The sequence below is a fragment of the Pseudoalteromonas sp. S3431 genome (genome assembly GCF_000690035.1).
In the GTDB taxonomy this organism is placed as follows: Bacteria; Pseudomonadota; Gammaproteobacteria; order Enterobacterales; family Alteromonadaceae; genus Pseudoalteromonas; species Pseudoalteromonas fuliginea.
Window position 1 is genome coordinate 111,308 of the sequence record NZ_JJNY01000040.1, and the last position, 18,926, is coordinate 130,233.

Consider the following 18,926-nt stretch of genomic DNA (forward strand, 5'->3'; position numbering starts at 1 on the left):
ACATTTAAATCCTGAAAGATCAACCAGCCACAATAAAAGTGTTCCGATTGAGGTGAACATACGCTTTATGGATAATCAGATTTGATGAACTAAAAGCAAGGAGGTCAGCTTAACAACTCTTAGGTCACAGATACTAAAAAGCCATGGTTATAAACCATGGCTTTTAAATTTAAAAATATGAAAAATTACTATTTTAGTGCTTTTTTAACAACTGGGTAGTGATCCCATACTTGTTTATCACTGAGTGAGCGTACCAGCTTAATGTATTCTGCGTGTGTCCAAGCTAGAGGTGTTGCTGAATTAGTCCCTTCGCCCAGTGTATAACCTGCTTTGTTTACACCAACGCCGTCCCATACTTGCTCTGGTAACATCATGCCTTCATTGGCAAATTGCTCTAAGCCTTTAACATAGCTGTTTTTAATTTGCGCTTGTTTAGCATCATCCAGAGCGTTGTTCGCATTAGCTGCAGCTATTTCATAGTGACCACGCTCACCGGTGAAAAACGGCCATACACGACCACGTTGGCCTGGTGTATTACTGCCACCCTCTGCGTAATTAGTACCGGTTACTTCATCTTCGCCGTAGCCATCATTACCGTAGCGACGGTAGCCTGCAAATGTGCCGCTGCCGTCGTCAAAGCTAAAGCTGTATTTAACTTGTAGGTTATCTTCAAGCGTTTCGTCATCGTACTCAGGCAATGTTTTAACAATGCTTTCGTCGTTAGCACCACGTACGCCATAGCGTACTAGTTCTAAGAAGCCGCCATCTAAAATTTGCTTTTTGTTAAAACCTTCACGGCCATTATTAGCGTTAATTTTAGTGTCTGAGTTTGCATCGGTATCTTGGCCTATACGAATAAAGTATTCACCATCACTATTTTCGCCTTTTAAGTTACCTTTAGTGGTAAACATTTGCGATTCAATATCGTTGCTGTATTTTTTAGCCGTAGCTAGGTAGCGCTGTGCGTTTTTATCATCGCCACTAAGCGCTGCTATATCACTGGCTGTAACAAGGCCTGCTACTATTGCGGCTGTAGTTGAAGGCGAATAACCGCTTTGCTCTTCCCAGCGCTCTTGTTGTGTTGCCGGTGGTGTAATTTGCGTGTCGTTCCACAAAATTTTAGCAAGGCCGCCCTCGACTAAAAAATCCGCCGCTGGTTTTAACATACGTGCGTACCAGTCTTTAAGCTCGGCATCACTAAGTACATTTGCTTGGTGTAATTTCCACGCAAGCATAATTGGCATCGCAGTTTGATCAAGCTGTACACCCACCCATTCTAGTTCGCCATCGACATGTGTTTTTTGTAAAAACCAGCCTGTATCGCCATTGTTACCTGGCGTTTTGCTATTAACTTGAACTTTTTCAAGGTATTCGAATGCTATTTTTGCTGTAGCTGTATCACCCAGTGCCATAAATGCCATAGCTACTTGGTAGAAATCTCGTACCCACACGGCTTTATAACCAGTTGAGCCTATTTTAGCCGATACGGTTTCGCCCCACGGATTAGACAACGACGCAATAAGCGCACCTGCGTGCGTTTTGTCTTCTTGTGCTTTTAATACCATTGCGCTGGTATAAAGTAACTTACCGTTATCGGCCGTTTGCCCCGTCATTTTATTAATAGGTGTAAGGCTTTGTAGGTAATCTTGCCAACCAAATGCCGCACCTTTACCATTGTAGTTATCAAGTACACTTTGATAACCTTTTGCTAATGTTTGGGCGCCCTGCTCTGCACTTTGTTGCTCGTTATGTGCAAAGCTCAGTACTAAATCAAACGTGGTATTACTTTCAATATTGCCAAGCTCAGCAAGTAAACTGACATTACCTGACTGCTCACCAGTATTGCTATAGCTGGTATTTAATGATTGTGACTTTTTAAGCTCATCCAAACCATCGCTTACACCCGTAAAGCCAACCGTTTTTGCGCCAAATTCAGTATTTGCTTGCAATGTTAAGTAGTTGTCACCTTGCCAAGCAACTAAACCTTGCTCGGTAGTTTTTGCAAAATCATCAAGGCCGTTATTATCAATATATGGATTTACCACAACATAGGCTTTAACGTCTTTAAGGTCGGTATTAAACACGCTACGAACAAATAAACTTTGCCCATCAGGATCGGTAAAAACGTGTTTTTCAAGAGTGAATCTGCCTTGTTTATCTTTACTTACTATTTTATAAGCAAGTGATAACGGACGGCCTTGCTCGTCTTTGTATAGATAATCAATAGTGACATCAAGATCGTCTGCTTCGCTAACAGTAAAGTCTTTTCCTGTTACCACAAATTGCATATCTTTTATTTGTGCTTGATGAATAAGGCCAAACATAGTTTCGGTGATCATGCCTTTAGCAATTGAAAACCAGACTTTTGATACTACACCTGTTGGTGCATCACTTGTGTAATGACCATTTTGGTATTGCTCGTACGATGTGCCAATCCCTGTTTTACCTGCGTATGACCAAAACGGGTCGCTGCCCGGAGCACCAGGCGCAGTTGTTTTAGATGTTTGTACTGTTTGTGACTGATTCGTATTTTGAGCACCGCATGCAGTTAATCCAAGTGCTAATAATGAAATAGTAATTAGGTTATAGTTTTTCATTTTTTTACTCTTAATTAGAATTTTTAACGCGCATAACAGCAATGGCTGCTAATACAAATGACGCAGCACCAATTAACAAAGCGTAAATGGGCTGATTAGAAAACACATGACTCAAAATAAGCCCTAAAATACTGGCTGCAAGTAGCTGTGGAATAACAATAAAGAAGTTAAATATTCCCATATAAACACCCATTTTATTACTCGGTAATGAGTTACTTAGCATTGCATAAGGCAGTGACAATATTGAAGCCCACGCAAAACCAACACCAATCATAGGAATAAGCAGCATTTTGGGGTCTGTTATAAACATAAAGCTGGCAAGGCCTAATGCGCCTAGTAATAAGTTAAAACAATGCGCGCCTTTTAAGCCCATTTTTTTAACTAAGAATGGAATGCACATTGCGGCAATAGCAGCGAATCCATTGTAAGCCGCAAATAAAATACCGACCCAATCAGCGCCATCATTAAACGCTTTTGATGTTGTATCGCTACTCCCATAATGAAAGCTTGTTACTGCCGACGTGGTATAAATCCACATCGCAAATAAGGTAAACCAACTAAAAAATTGCACCCAAGCTAATTGCTTCATCGCAGTTGGCATTGTAAATACATCTTGCACTACTTGATAAAAGCCCCCTTGAGTGTGATTTTTAGCTTTTAATAAACCAGCTATCCACTGCACAATGCCAAAGGCAAGTAAGCCACCCGCTAATAAATAAAGTTCTTTTTCAAGCGCTAAGCCCATCACTAGGGCAAGTGTTGCAAGGCCTAATACAACAAATATAATGCCGCCTTTATTGTAGTTAATATCAGCAATTTCAGCCGTTACAACTGGCCCTTTTTGTGCCTCAAATTTAGCTAATTGCTCAGGTGTGTATTCTTTTGTTTTTGCAACAGTCCACAACACAGCAGCTAGTAAAACAACGCCACCCCAGTAAAATGAGTACTTAACTGAGTCTGGTATTTCACCAATAGCTGCCGTGTTACTCACATCAAACCAATTTGTCATCATCCATGGCAGTGCTGATGCCAAAACTGCACCTATTCCAATAAAAAAGCTTTGTAACCCGTAACCTGTAGCGCGTTGTTTTTCTGGTAAATTATCACCAACAAGTGCTCTAAACGGTTCCATGGTTACGTTAATTGACGCATCCATGATCCATAACATACCAGCGGCAATCCAAAGCGTTGGTGAATGCGGCATAATAAATAGTGAAAGCGTTGTTAATACTGCGCCTATAAAAAAGAACGGGCGACGACGACCAAAGCGCCCCCACGTTTTATCGCTCCAGTAACCAATAATAGGCTGTACGATTAAGCCTGTAAGCGGTGCTGCAACCCATAAAATGGGAATATCATCCACTTGTGCGCCTAATGTTTGAAATATTCGGCTCACATTGCCGTTTTGCAGGGCAAAACCAAACTGTATGCCTAAAAAGCCAAAACACATGTTGCATATTTGCCAAAAACTTAAGTTTGGCTTATCGGTATTATTATTTTGATTATTCATTATTAGCCTTATTTGTTAATACTGCGCTGCTAAATGCATCAAGTGTGAGTGTGAAGCTTGCGCCTTGAGACCCTGATGTGATCTCGGTGTTGTGCTGCTCAAGTAAGTCATGTAATTGAGTGTGCTCGCTAAGTACCGCTAATTGCGCTTTTGATAAATTAACCGTGATTGTTTGAGGTTGTTCACTAAAGTTACTTAATACGTACAGCGTTTGTTGGCCAAGTTTGCGGGTAAAGCCTACAACTCGCTCACTTCCTGTAACGCTAAGCTCAGTCATTTCACCGCCTACCACAGCAGGTAAACTATTTAGTGACATAACCGCTTTGTAGTAATCACGAAGTGCTACTTGCTCTTGTGTTAAATTAGCACCGTCAAACTTGCCATTATTCATCCATGCTTGGTGCGCTGGTACGCCAATGTAATCAAAAATACTGGTGCGGGTTGGTAAGCCAAAGCCTGCGTTTTCTAAACCATCTTCTCCCACATCTTGGCCAAAATATAATAAGGTTGGTGCACGGCTAATCAGGTTTGAAACCACCATGGCTGGTTTACCCCACACGGCTTTGCCTGCAAAGTCTGGGCTTGCGATACGCTGTTCATCGTGATTTTCTAAAAAGTGCAGCATGTGCTGTTCAATATCCACAACCTGTTGCTGCGCATCAAAAATAGCGTTTGCAGGTTGCTTGCTTTGCATAATTGCTTTTAAGGTATCGTAAAAACCGACCTTATCGTATAAATAGTCCATTTTACCTTGATGGATATAAGCACGGTACATTTTTGGGTTGTAAACTTCGGCAAGTAAAAATGCATCAGGTTTTTGCATTTTTATTGATGAGTTTAAAAAGCTCCAAAATTCAACCGGCACCATTTCGGCCATGTCGTACCTAAAGCCATCAACACCTTTATCTAACCAAAAAAGCGCAATGTCTCTAAATTTGTACCAGCTGTTAGGGAGCTCTTTATCTTGCCAAAACGCGTAGTGAGCACGGTAATCTTTATTTTTGTATTCATTTGGTAACTCTACAAAGTCGTAGCTGCCATCAGGCTTTACACCGTAATTCACTTTTACTGTTTCGTACCAATCGTTCATATCTGGTTTTGGAGATCGAGCACCATTACCTGTCCATTTGGCGGGTGTTTCATCAAAAAAACCATCAACAAGAGGATGAGCATTCCCGCCTAGCACTTTATAGGTTGTAGAGGTAGGCACTTGAAATGACTGCCCAGGCACATAGTAAAAATTGTTGTTTTTATCGTACGTTTTACTGGTGTCGTCTTGCGCGCCAAAATCTTCAACCCCTTTAGGCTTTCCTAATGATTGATAATTTCGCGCAACATGGTTAGGCACTATATCAATAATGACTTTCATGCCATGGCTGTGCGTACGCTCAATGAGCTGGCTAAACTCTCCCATACGATTCGTCACGTTAATTGCTAAATCAGGATTTACATCATAATAATCTTTTATTGCATATGGCGAACCTGCTCGTCCTTTTACAACATCAGGATCGTCTTGAGAAATCCCATAATCGCTATAATCGCCTACTAAGGCATGGTGTAACACACCGGTATACCAAACGTGCGTTGTACCTAGCTCTTTAATGCCTTTTAGGGCTGCATCGTTAAAGTCGGCAAATTTACCTACACCATTTTGCTCTTTAGTGCCCCATGGCACATTGGCAGTTTCAGTATTACCAAACAAACGGGTAAATACTTGATATACAACCGGCTTGGTAAGCTCATTTTGCATGTGTGCGGGTGTTTGTTGTTGTTCAGGTTTGGTGTTTTCTGAACACCCTGTAGCAATAAGTGCACTACAAAGTACTGCGGGTACATAAACTGATTTTTTCATTGTGTGTCTTTTTTGTCAGTATTGTTATTACTTTATACTAAAGATTACTGCAGCAACCATACAGTTGCTGCATACGTATTCAGATAAACTATTGAGAGGTATTTATAATTAATACCGTTGCACTCATTGCCGGTAAAGCAACTGTATTACCCAACACCTGTGTTTTGTGGGTGAATAAGTTAAGTGCTTTGGTATTTTTTGGTATTACTTCCTGCATATACTCAATATTCTTAGTTAGCTCTTTTGTGTTTTTATTCATAAATACCAACACAGTTTGCTCGTCGCTAATACGCGCATAACTATACACGCCTTGTTGAGGCGTAAAGTGCACAAGTTTTCCTTTATCAAGTGCTGGACTGCTTTTTCTAAAATTAAGCAAGGTACTAATTGTTTTATGCATCTCTTTTTGCTGTTTTGTTAGCCCCTCGCCCGTAAAGGCGTTACGAGTTTGGCCTTTAAATCCACCTGGGAAGTCTATTCTAATATCACCATGGTCTTTACTTGGGGTGTTATCTAATAGCACTTCCGTACCGTAGTACATTTGGGCTATACCTCGTGTGGTTAAAAACAAGGTCATTGCCATTTTAGTTTTGGCTTCGTCTTGGCCAAGTTCAGTGTAAACGCGGCTCATATCGTGATTATCTGCAAATACCATAATGTTATTGGTATCAGGGTATAAAAAATCATTAGCTAACGATTCATATACTTTAACCCAACCGGTGTTCCAACTTTCATTTTCATTTAGCGCTTGAATTACCGCCTCTTGCAACGAAAAGTCCATAACGCTTGGTAGGCTTGATGTATAGCCATCTTGGTTATGCTTACCACGTTGCCAGTAAGAGGCAATAGCAGGGTTAGAGGTCCACTCTTCTCCTACAATATTAAAATCCGGATACTCTTGCGTAATTGCTTTTGTCCAATCGCTCAAAAATGCTTTATCTGAGTAAGAGTAAGTATCAACGCGAATACCACTTAAATCTGCGTATTCAATCCACCAAATCGCATTTTGAATTAAATATTCGCTTAAAAGTGGTTGGCGCTGGTTTAAATCCGGCATGCTGGCTACAAACCAGCCATCGTTAAACTGGCGTTTATCGTAATCGCTTGCGTGTGGGTCTTGAATTGTTTGGCGGGCATGGCTTGTCGCATTTTTACCATTTTCAAATTCGCCATTAAAGTTGATCCAATCTTTGCTCGGTTTATCCTTCATCCATGTATGCTCAGCACCAAAGTGATTAAGCACCATATCCATTACCAAGCCTATACCCTGCTCTTTGGCCTTTACTGAGAGCGATTTATAAAGTGAATTAGAACCCATGCGTGGGTCTACTTTATAAAAATCAGTAATAGCATAACCGTGATAAGAGTAATCGGGCATGTTGTTTTCAAGCACCGGCGTTAACCATAACTGCGTTACACCTAAATCTTTTAAATATGGCAATGCATTAATAACACCTTGTATATCACCACCGTGTCGCCCGCCCTTTGTAGTAGGATCAGCGGCTTCTAGCATGCTAGGGACAGTATCGTTTTGCTCATCACCATTAGCAAAACGATCGGGGTTAATTAGATAAAGAGTATCGGCTGATGTAAACCCTTGGCGCTTTGCACTGTTTTTATCACGTGCAAGTAGCGGAAATTCAAAACTTTGGTTCGTTTCGCTGCTATTAAATTCAAGCGTTCCCGCTTTAGCGGCATCGGAAATGGTTATATTTAAAAATACATAATTAGGGTTATCTGTACGCGTTATTTTATTTAACTTAACGCCATTGTATTTAGCTAATTTAATTTGCTCGTTAGAAATGTTTTTTTCATGCACCATGATGGTTATAGTGCTTTTATTCATACCTACCCACCAATTGGCCGGTTCAACGTCAAGTGCATAGCTAATGGTTGGTAAGGTACATGCACTTACAAGTAAAAGTGTGTTTAAAAATCGCATCATTAGGCCTTTTTGATTTCTTTTAAAAAATCTTTATGAGTGGGTAACTGCTCTACCGTTGAAGTAATAAGCGTTTTTAATGTAGAAAATAAATCGTTAAGTTGTTCACTACTGAGTGAATCTACAATACTGTTGTAATCATCGGGGATAAGGCCCTGGCCTATAAACACTTGCTGCCAAGCAACTTCAGCAAATAACTCGTCGTTTTCACGGACTACCTTGCCTGTGTGTTTAAATAAACTGAGTTTATGAGCCAATGAGTCGGGAATTTCCATTTGCTTACACTGACGCCAAAATGCAGAGTCGCCCCGCTCTGTAAGTTTGTAATGCAAAATAATAAAATCGCGCATGTGCTCTATTTCTGTCACGCTTTGTTTATTAAACTCGCTTGCTAACGCATCGCTGATACCATGGTGTGGAAATAATTTAATCAGCCGTGTAACTGCGCTTTGAATTAGGTGAATGCTTGTAGATTCCAATGGCTCTAAAAAGCCACTTGATAAACCAACCGCGACTACATTTTTATGCCATTGTTTTACACATCTACCTGTTTTGAATTTAATAAATCTAGGTTCTGTTATTGGATCTGCGGGTAAGTTATTAAGCAACAGCGCCTTTGCGTCTTCATCCGATAAATAACGACTACAATAAACCAAGCCATTGCCTATTCGGCTTTGTAACGGAATTTTCCACTGCCAACCGGCACTGTGCGCAATTGATTGCGTATAAGGTTTTAATTCATCGTTTGATTTTGTTTGTACTGCGATGGCACTATCGCATGGTAAATAATGAGACCAATCTACAAATCCGGTATTGAGTGTTTTCTCAATAAGCAACGCACGCAACCCTGTGCAATCTATAAATAAATCACCGTTGATTTGCTTATTATCATCGAGTATGAGTGTTTCTACATTACCCGTTGCTAAACATTGTGTAACCTCACTAATTTTGGCATCAATGTGTTTTACACCGCGCGATATTGCCAGCTTTTTTAAATATTCAGCGTAGAGTGTTGCATCAAAATGATAAGCGTAACTTAGGCCAGGCAATTGCGTATTAGGGATGGTATTTAATGGTGCAAATTGATGCTGTTTAGCAGCTTGATAATTTAACGAAAAATCCCATAGGCTATCTTCAGAGCCTGTAATATTTCCCTTTACCCAAAAATTGTAAAAATCGCAAAAAGGAAAGTCTTTTCCAAATGAGCCAAAAGCATGCATGTAGCTGTGAGAGGGGTTTTTCCAGTTTTCGAATTCAATACCGAGTTTAATTGTTGCGTTGGTTTCGTTTATAAACTCTTTTTCGTTAATGCCTAATGCGTTATTAAGTTGGATAATAGGTGGTATGGTTGCTTCTCCAACTCCCACGGTGCTAATAGATGATGACTCTATCAATGTGATATTAATTACTTTACCTAACACTTTATTAAGCAGTGCTGCAGTTATCCAACCTGCGGTACCACCGCCTGCGATCACGACGTGTTTTATTGATTTCATCTTATTATCCACGTTTTATTAAATCAAAGTATGATTAAAAAGTTAGGTAAAGTAGCTATAAAAAAGCCCTTGTAAAATAAATCACAAGGGCTTCTACACACAATTTTTATTATAGCTTGTAGCTAAAGCCTAACAAGTAAGTGCGACCGTAATCTTGGTAGTCACGTACTTGTAAATTGTTATCACCCGAAAGCGAAGTAAATGGTTCTTCCGTTAAGTTTTGAATTTGGAATGTAACAGATAACCCTTCCAGACCTTGTAAGCCAGATTCAACAAAATCATATCCAGTTTGAATATCCCAAATTGTTTCGCCTTTAATATCTACTTGCGTAGCCGCAAGTCCTAAGCCGTTAACATTACCTTTAAAGTCAGAGCGTTTACGCATACTTGTACGCGCTTGAAAGCCATTTCTTTCGTAATAAAAAGTTAAGCTATCGATCTTCTCTGATAAACCTGGCAGTTCATATTCATTCCCATTTTGATCTTCAATATCTTGCTCTACACCAGTATGGCTGGCAATTAAGCCAAAGCCTTCCAGTGATGAACTAAATATACTCAATGGTAAAGAAAGAGATAGCTCGTAACCCCAAAGGTCACCTCCGCCACCATTTACTTTGCCTGAGCCAGAACCTTGGCTATTTTCTGGTATTTCACCTGTTGATGGATTAGCGACACCAGTCATATCTATTGCGTACTTACCGTCAAAAATCCAAGTAGAAATATCTTTATAGAAATACGCTGCTGCAAAATAACCTTCTTCATGAAAATAGTTTTCATAGCTTAAATCAAAACCAGTGGCTTCTTTAGGCTCAAGCTGCGGATTACCACCAGATACACTCCAGTTATTACCGTTAGAGTCTTGAGTTGGGCTATATGTTGCATTTACAGAAGCGTTCATTTCATCTAAACGAGCACGTGAAATAGTTTTAGCTGCACCAAAACGAACCGTTTGTTCTTCATCTATTGCAAATGATAAGTTTAAGCTAGGTAATACATGCGAGTAATCATGGCTAATGTCTGTTGGAGATACAACAACTAAACCGTTTTCGGTCGTCGCAGCAGAACCTTGTGATGATTGTTCCGTTTTAACATAACGCACACCAACGTTACCTGAAACAGGAATTGAACCTAGTTCAGTATTAATATCTGCTTGCAAAAATAAAGCTGTAACTTGTTCTTGTACTGTCCAAGACTGCGTTTTATGTTTTTGATCTGTTAAGCTCTCTTGTAGGAGATTGTAGTAACCGTCATTAACCAGACCATTAGTGTCATAAGCAATCATATTCCCCATACCAATAAAGTCTAAACTTGCAGTGCCTAAACGGTATTTTTCAGGTACTGAGACCATTCCTGGGTTATCAAGTGAAAAATCTTTCAAAGTCATAAAATAACCTTCTGACTTTTTAGTTTTTTCACGGTCACGGTACGAAATACCAAATTTAATAGCGCTTATGTAGTCATTTTCAAGCACTTTGCTAGCAGCTAACTTTAATGTTTGAAGCTCATCATTAATTTCTGGTGCGTTGATGAAGCCATCTTGTGCTGTATTTTGGTAAGGCGTATCATTTAGGCCGTATTTATCATTTAAAGCAGAGCTTGCGCCCCAAGATAACGGTCCACCTAGTTGAATTAAGTTATAGTCACTGTAATCAAGTTCATGGGTAAATTGCGCGCCCGTGTTGCCACCATTAAAGGTATAACCTAAGTTATCAGCAACACCATTACTGTCTCCGCGACCAGTTCCTGAGTAGCTTTCTATACTCCAAAGCTGACGTTCTACTTCAGATACACTTGCATCAAACTCTACAGACCATGCATCATTAATATCGTATTTTGTATTAAAACCGAATTGCTTTAGTTCAGCATTACGTTCTTCATAATCATTTCGAACAACAACACGTTGTCCTTGTTGCAGCTTAGCGCTAGTAATAAAACCAGATTCTTCGTCTACAGTAACACTGTTTGGTTCTATTTTGCTTTGACCCCATGCAAATGGAATTTCAATACCGCGTAAAATTCTTTCGTCAGAAAAATCAACATATAATGCATCGAATGTCATATTCAAGCGATCATTCGGAGATGCTTCTATAACAAGCATTGCTGAGTCACGATCTAATGTAGATGAACGCACATAAGGTTTAGCGCCACCTAGTATTGAGCTATATGGACCAACCGTTGTATCGTCTTTAAGCTTATTTTCAGAAACACTGTAATCAGGATAACCCCACGAATTCCAACGCTTTTCTTGGTTTGGAGAACTCATTTTGTTATACGCGAATGCCACACCAATAGTGTCATCTGCAAATTGGTCAATATACGAAAAAGTACCGCGGAAACCTTGGTTATCGCCATCTGGGTTTAACTTGTCAAAGCTTGTTTTTTCAAGCTGACCATTAAACATAACAACACGTTCACCTTTACTTAAAGGCTTAACCGTTTGCATGTCAATGACACCAGCAATACCTTCGGCTTCAATACTGGCATTAGGTGTTTTATAAACAGTAACACCGCTCATTATTTCAGATGGGTAAAGATCAAACTCTACGCCTCGGTTGTCACCAATAGACACTTGCTCACGGCCATTAAAAGTGGTCGCACTTTCATCTTCACTGAAACCACGAACACTCACACGACTTGCTCGGCCATCTAAACGTTGTGCAGTTAAACCTGGTAAACGTGCAATAGACTCAGCAATAGACGAATCAGGTAATTTACCTATATCTTCTGCAGAAATAGATTCTACAACCTGTGTAGAAAAGCGTTTAGTGTTTATAGATTCAATTAAGCTGCCACGAAAGCCTTTAACCTCGATAACCTCTACGTCATCTTTTTTTATTGTATTTTCTTGAGCAGCTAGTGTTGCAAAGCTTGATAAGCCTGCAGCTGTTAATGCCAAAGTTAATATACTTGGTTTGAACATAGACATAATGTTTCCCGTTACCCATATTGTGATACCCGCATTCATTGTTTGAGTGATAGTCAAACAGGCGAGCTAATTTTGTTGTCAGGATGAATATTAACGCCAGCTTTATTTTATTAACAACTTTATGCATACGTATTCAACCGTTACAGAAGGATTTAACATTAACATAAACTTGAAAAAATAAAGACTAACCAATTGATTTAATTACATATAAAAACAAATAAAATCAATTGGAATACATTGCTCGTTAAATTTACTCTATTAACAGTTAATAGCTCATTGACCTTGATGTAAACAAAGTGAAACTAATTAGTACCGCTATGAAAAATAAGAACTATCAAGCATCAACCAAGTGTTGAATTGGTCAGACCATTAAAGGTGAAACATAAAATATATTTCCCTTATAGGACAAGCTATTAGGTTTAGTTCGAGTAAGAAAATAGCTAAATTATATAATTGGTAAACAAAAAAACACACAAATCGAACATTTTTAATGATGCCTAAGTACTTATTTTTGATAATTTAATTGTATTAATTTTAGTGCATACGTATGCAGGCTTTTTACAGTGTTCAAGGCTTCACGTATGCTTTTTCAAATAACGTGATTAATCTTAATCACAAATAAGAATAGTCTAAATACTGTGTGGAATGACGGAGAAAAGCATGACCCAAAAGCAGTGGTATAAAGGTGCGGTTATTTATCAGGTTTATCCGCGTAGCTTTCAAGATAGCAACAACGATGGTATTGGTGATTTAAAAGGAATTATTAATCGTATTGATTACATTAAAAGCTTAGGCGTTGATGCTATTTGGATTTCACCTTTTTTCAAATCGCCAATGAAAGACTTTGGCTACGATATTAGTGACTACCGCGACATTGACCCGCTTTTTGGTGATTTAAACGATTTTGATGAGCTAATAAGCCAAGCCCATGATCGTGATATTAAAATAATTATTGATCAGGTATTAAGTCACACCTCTGATCAACATCAGTGGTTTTTAGATAGCCGCGATAATTTAATAAACGATAAAGCCGACTGGTATGTTTGGGCCGATGCAAAAGAAGATGGTACAGCGCCAAATAACTGGCTTTCTATTTTTGGTGGTGGGGCTTGGCAGTGGGAACCTCGTCGCGGGCAATACTACTTGCATAATTTTTTAACCGAACAACCGGATCTTAACTTTCATAATCCAGATGTAAGAAAAGCAGTGCTTGATAATGTAGAGTTTTGGCTTAAAAAAGGCGTTGATGGTTTTAGACTCGATGCTATTAATTTTTGTTATCACGATGCACGACTACGCGATAATCCAGCTAAACCAAAAAATAAGCGTCAAGGCCGTGGTTTTAGTGAAGATAATCCGTATGCGTTTCAGTACCATTATTACAACAATACTCAGCCAGAAAACATTGAGTTTATGCAAGATATTCGTGCATTACTTAATAAATACCCAGGTACTGTATCACTTGGGGAAATATCGTCAGAAGATTCGTTAGCAACTATGGCAGAATATACTCAAGGCGGCGACAAACTGCATATGGGTTATAGTTTTGAGCTTTTAACAAATGATTACTCAAGTGAATATATTAGAACTACGGTTCAAACCCTAGAACAACATATGCTTGAGGGCTGGCCATGCTGGGCATTTAGCAATCATGACGTAGAGCGCGTAGCAAGCCGCTGGAGCGAAAACGGCAAAATCAATTCTCAGCAATGTAAAATGTTAACCGCCCTACTTGCTTCTCTTCGCGGCAGCGTGTGTATGTACCAAGGTGAAGAATTAGGGTTAGGTGAAGCAAGTGTTGCCTTTGAAGACTTACAAGACCCGTATGGCATAACGTTTTGGCCTAACTTTAAAGGGCGTGATGGCTGTAGAACGCCAATGCCTTGGGAGCAAACTGGATCGCAGCACGCTGGGTTTAGTGAAGCCAAGCCTTGGCTTCCAGTAGATGATGCACACAAAAAACAATCCGTTGCGATGCAAACAAATGATAACAACTCAATTTTAAATGCCTACCGTGAATTTATGACCTGGCGAAAAAAGCAAACAGTTTTGCTTGAGGGTGATATTGAGTTTATTGAAACGCCTGAGCCTGTGCTTGCTTTTTATAGAACCCTTGGAACGCAAAGAATGCTTTGCATGTTTAATCTAAGCTTTCAACAAGCAAGTATTGATATGCCAACATCAATCGTTAAAGAATACACTGAGCTTAGCCACCACAGCGCAAAATTAAGCCAAGATACACTAACGCTTGAGCCTTACGCTTGCTTTTATGCAGAGTGTTAATGACATCAATAATTACACTTAATGTTACAGCTAAGCTCTAAACATAAAAAGCCCAAGTAAATTACTTGGGCTTTTTTGTACATTTAATTTTTCTAATGACTTTGGGTTTTACTGTTTAAGTAATCAGTTAGCGCAAATAGAACACCAGACATAACAAACGTAACATGAATAATCACCTTCCACAGTAATTCATCGTTTGGGTATGCACCTGAGTTAATAAATACTTTTAATAATTCAACAGCTGAAATAGCCACGATTGCGCTTATTAGTTTCATTTTTAGCCCTGAAAAACCGACTTTCCCCATCCAAGATGGTCTGTCTTCATGATTATCAATATCAAGCTTTGAAACAAAGTTTTCGTAACCGCTGAATGTAATGATTAGTAATAGCCCTGCTAATAGTGCGGTATCGACTAAGGTTAAAATGCCAACAAGTAATTCTTGATTAGTTGCTGAAAACGTCGCAATACCCATTAAATAAAGCTGTTTAAAAAATTTTATTAGTAACAATACAACTGCAAAGAGTAAACCAACAAAAAATGGGGCCAGAAGCCAACGTCCTTTAAAGATAAAAGATTCTAACGCATGCTCTAATTTATTCGCTTGGCGTGGCTTTTTTTGAGGTGTATGTGATGACATTTTTTGGTTTTTTAATTTAAAAAAGCGACCTTAGCTTATAACTCACAACAACACAATGATGTGAAAATACCGATAGATGAATTACTCATCTTCACGATAAAAATATTTCGTTATCTTTTATCTCAATTTCGTTTAAAAATCAGCATACCAACAGAATTGTTCTGTACTGGGCACTATTGTTTTACGCTTCAACTTAAATAGCGTAATTCAGTCGTCACACCATTTTTTTAGGAATAAACGAATGAACAAAGCATTGCTAGCATTAATCGTAGCACCTTTATTTGCAGTATCTGCAACTTACGCAGTAGCAGACGATGCGACAAACGCCTCAGCCGAAACAATAAAAGAATACACAGAAATGTGTGTTAACTGGGCTAAAGATGACGACGTAAGTAATGAAGATCTAAATGCATACGTATTAAAGTGTGTAAATGATGAACTTGAATCAGAAGGATACAAGAAAATATCTTCTGTAAAAATTTAATAATATTCATACCAATCTGCTTGTATATGTGGTCTATTTAACGATAATAAAATCGCGCTAGAACTAGGCAAAAATTTTGTATCTATTTGTTATAAATAAAAATTTTTAACAACGTGTAGAGTGATTTAATTCGATAAATTGTTCAAATATTTATGCAGGTTGGTATTATATGTGCGGCTAACAAAGCCATTGCGAAGTACATATAAATAGATAAAAAAAACCGGAATCGACACAAGCTGTGCGTTCCGGTTTTTTTTATAGCTTTTAAAAGCGATGAATAAGCGATTATTTACTTACTTATTCAGCCTCTTTTTTTGCTTTTGGCTTAGCCTTTGCTTTAGCAGGGGCTTTTTTAGCCGCTGGTTTCTTTTTAGGTGCTGCTTTTTTCTTCGCTTCTTCTGTCCATTTACCCGCTTCATAATGAGCAGTCCAGCCGGTAGCTTTACCGTCAACTTCAGTCATAACATACTGAGATTTATTTTTACGGCTATAGCGTACAACAGCAAGATTACCATCAGGATCTTTAGCTGGTGCATCTGCTAAATAATAAAACTTAGGCGAAATGCGGTCTCTAAAGCGTTTTAACTCTTCTACCTTAGGTGCACGTGTTTCACGTGACTTAGGAAAAGTATTTGCGGCTAAAAATATACCCGCAGCGCCATCACGTAAAACAAAATACGCATCTGATTTTTCACATTCTAATTCAGTAATGTGAACAGGGTCTTCTTTTGGCGGCGCTGCTTCGCCATTTTTAAGTAGCTTACGAGTATTTTTACATTCCTCGTTATTACAGCCAAAGTACTTACCAAAGCGACCCGATTTAAGCTCCATGTCCGAACCACATTTATCACATTCGATAATTGGTCCATCATAGCCTTTAATTTTAAAGGTACCTTCCTCAACTACGTGGCCTTTACATGCGGGGTTATTACCACACACGTGCAATTTACGAGTTTCGTCAATTAGGTATGAGTCCATTGCTGTTTCACAAATTGGACAACGCTTCATTTGCATTAACTTTTCAGTTTCTACATCTTCAACATCTGCAGCTACAGCTTCATCACCCGATACCAAGTTCATCGTTGTAGTACAACGCTCTTTTGGTGGAAGGCTATAACCAGTACACCCTAAGAAAACACCGGTTGAGGCCGTGCGTATACCCATTTTTCTGCTACACGTAGGGCATTCAATATCTGTTTCAACCATCTCGTTAAGACGCATACCACCTTGTTCTGGCTCATCTTTGGCGACAGTTAGTTGCGTTGAAAAATCAGCATAGAATTTATCAAGTACTTCAGTCCAAACGCGCTCGCCTTCCGCGATATCATCTAGCCGACCTTCCATTTTAGCGGTAAAGTCAAAATTCATTAAATCTGTAAAGTTTTCAACTAAACGATCGGTAACAATTTCACCCATTTTTTCAGCGAAGAAACGGCGATTTTCAACACGTACATAACCACGGTCTTGAATCGTTGAAATAATAGATGCGTACGTAGAAGGACGACCGATACCTCGTTTTTCAAGCTCCTTAACCAAACTCGCTTCACTAAAACGCGCAGGCGGCTTGGTAAAATGTTGCTTAGGATCAAGTTCAACAAGAGTCAGTGTTTCACCTAATGTAACCGGTGGTAATGATTGATCTTCTTCATTCTTTTTGCGAATTGCAGGTTGTACTTTAGTCCAACCATCAAAGCGTAATACGCGACCCTTTGCTTTGAGCTGAAAATCGTTTGCTGCAACAGTCAAAGTAGTTAGATCATATTCTGCAGGCACCATTTGACACGCAACAAATTGACGCCAAATAAGCTCGTATAATTTTTTAGCATCAGCGTCAACGCCTTCAATGTGACCAGAAAGCACTGTTACACTTGATGGACGAATAGCCTCATGCGCTTCTTGTGCATTGCCTTTAGAACTGTAGTTAATTAGATCTTTTGGTAAATATTTTTCACCAAATTGCTCGGTTACATATTCACGACACATAGCAACTGCATCTTTTGACAGATTAGTTGAATCGGTACGCATATACGTAATGTAACCACCTTCATACAAACGCTGAGCAAGCATCATGGTTTTTTTAACGCCATAACCTAAACGTGTACTCGCCGCTTGTTGCATTGTTGAAGTAATTAAAGGCGCACTTGGACGACTCTTACTTGGTTTTTCTTCAACATTAACAACTTTATATTCGGCATTCTCAAGGCTTTTAACTGCTGCGCTAGCCTGAGCTTCATTTACTGGCTTAAATGGCTTGTCGTCTTGTTTGGTTACTTCTAAACGTAACTCTGACTCTGTGTTTTTAACATCAGCATGAATATCCCAAAACTCTTCTGGTATAAATGCCTTAATTTCACGTTCACGTTCAACTAATAAACGCACTGCAACTGACTGAACTCGACCTGCAGAAAGTCCGCGAGCGACTTTTGCCCACAGTAATGGCGACACCATAAAGCCAACAACGCGATCTAAGAAGCGTCGCGTTTGCTGAGCAAAAACCATATCGGTATTTAACTCACCCGGCGTTTCGAACGCTTGTTGAATCGCATTTTTAGTAATTTCGTTAAAAACTACGCGTTTATACTTTTCAGGCTCTCCACCAATGATTTCTTGAAGGTGCCAAGCAATCGCTTCCCCTTCTCTATCCAAATCCGTTGCGAGATATATTTGATCTGCATTTTCTGCCAGTTTTTGTAATTCTTGGACAACTTTTTCTTTACCCGGCAATATTTCGTAATGCGGTTCCCAGCCTTGTTCAGGGTCAATTCCCATACGTGCGACTAAGTTGGTATAATCTCGTTGTTTTTTATACGCTGCTTTTTCTTCAGGTGGCAATTTACGAACTTCTGCTGGCGTTTTAGTTGCCGGCACTTTAGCTTTGCTCGAACCCGAAGTAGGTAAATCTCGTACATGTCCAATACTAGACTTTACGATGAAATCATTACCTAAATATTTATTAATTGTTTTAGCCTTAGCAGGTGACTCTACAATTACTAGCGATTTGCCCATAGTTGCCTATTTCTAACCAAATATTAAAAATGTGTTTACCGCTCTAAGCGGCGCGAATATTTATAGGTATATCTACAAACACTAGTTGTTACAAGCTTTTAATACAAACTTTTCAGTATTTACTGAATAAACGAACAATTTCTGTTGCTAATTTAAACAAACAGGTGTTTTTAGAATAATTGTTGTGGAATA

Annotated in this window: 10 protein-coding genes; 2 read left to right on the forward strand and 8 right to left on the reverse strand. The window is 39.1% G+C overall.

Annotated elements, in window-relative coordinates; genetic code table 11:
• Positions 1-188 precede the first annotated feature (188 nt).
• The 6 genes from DO88_RS09640 to DO88_RS09615 all read right to left on the reverse strand — a co-directional run bounded on the left by DO88_RS09640 (position 189) and on the right by DO88_RS09615 (position 12,323).
• Positions 189-2,597, reverse strand: a complete 2,409-nt coding sequence (locus DO88_RS09640) for a glycoside hydrolase family 15 protein (protein ID WP_033039316.1) — start codon at positions 2,595-2,597, stop codon at positions 189-191.
• Positions 2,598-2,607: 10 nt separating this feature from the next.
• Positions 2,608-4,107 carry an MFS transporter gene (locus tag DO88_RS09635; RefSeq protein ID WP_033039319.1) on the reverse strand — a complete coding sequence of 500 codons (1,500 nt, stop codon included), beginning with the start codon at positions 4,105-4,107 and terminating at the stop codon, positions 2,608-2,610.
• Complete coding sequence (locus tag DO88_RS09630) at positions 4,100-5,959, reverse strand: alpha-amylase family glycosyl hydrolase (protein WP_033039320.1); 1,860 nt, start codon at positions 5,957-5,959, stop codon at positions 4,100-4,102. Before DO88_RS09630 ends, DO88_RS09635 begins: the two co-directional genes overlap by 8 nt.
• Before the next feature lie 88 nt (positions 5,960-6,047).
• On the reverse strand, positions 6,048-7,904 hold the full coding sequence (locus tag DO88_RS09625; protein WP_033039323.1) for a glycoside hydrolase family 13 protein: 1,857 nt from the start codon (positions 7,902-7,904) through the stop codon (positions 6,048-6,050).
• Positions 7,904-9,397, reverse strand: a complete 1,494-nt coding sequence (locus tag DO88_RS09620) for a tryptophan halogenase family protein (protein WP_033039326.1) — start codon at positions 9,395-9,397, stop codon at positions 7,904-7,906. The genes DO88_RS09625 and DO88_RS09620 overlap by 1 nt, the downstream gene beginning before the upstream one ends.
• A 109-nt stretch (positions 9,398-9,506) precedes the next feature.
• Positions 9,507-12,323 carry a TonB-dependent receptor gene (locus DO88_RS09615; RefSeq protein WP_033039328.1) on the reverse strand — a complete coding sequence of 939 codons (2,817 nt, stop codon included), beginning with the start codon at positions 12,321-12,323 and terminating at the stop codon, positions 9,507-9,509.
• 660 nt (positions 12,324-12,983) lie between these two features.
• On the opposite strand from DO88_RS09615, the gene DO88_RS09610 reads away from it, so the two are divergent.
• A complete protein-coding gene (locus tag DO88_RS09610) occupies positions 12,984-14,606 on the forward strand; it encodes an alpha-glucosidase family protein (RefSeq protein WP_033039330.1) in 1,623 nt (540 codons plus the stop codon).
• A gap of 92 nt (positions 14,607-14,698) precedes the next feature.
• On the opposite strand, the gene DO88_RS09605 is transcribed toward DO88_RS09610, so the two are convergent.
• Positions 14,699-15,244, reverse strand: coding sequence for a TIGR00645 family protein (locus DO88_RS09605; protein WP_007375378.1), 546 nt, complete (start codon positions 15,242-15,244; stop codon positions 14,699-14,701).
• A 241-nt stretch (positions 15,245-15,485) separates the two neighbouring features.
• Here DO88_RS09605 and DO88_RS09600 point away from each other — a divergent pair, with 241 nt between their 5' ends.
• Complete coding sequence (locus tag DO88_RS09600; protein WP_007375379.1) at positions 15,486-15,728, forward strand: hypothetical protein; 243 nt, start codon at positions 15,486-15,488, stop codon at positions 15,726-15,728.
• 297 nt (positions 15,729-16,025) lie between these two features.
• Here the strand turns inward: DO88_RS09600 and topA are convergent, their stop codons facing one another.
• The gene (gene topA / locus DO88_RS09595; RefSeq protein ID WP_033039332.1) at positions 16,026-18,734 is read right to left on the reverse strand and encodes a type I DNA topoisomerase; all 2,709 of its coding nucleotides are present in this window, start codon (positions 18,732-18,734) and stop codon (positions 16,026-16,028) included.
• Positions 18,735-18,926: the final 192 nt, after the last annotated feature.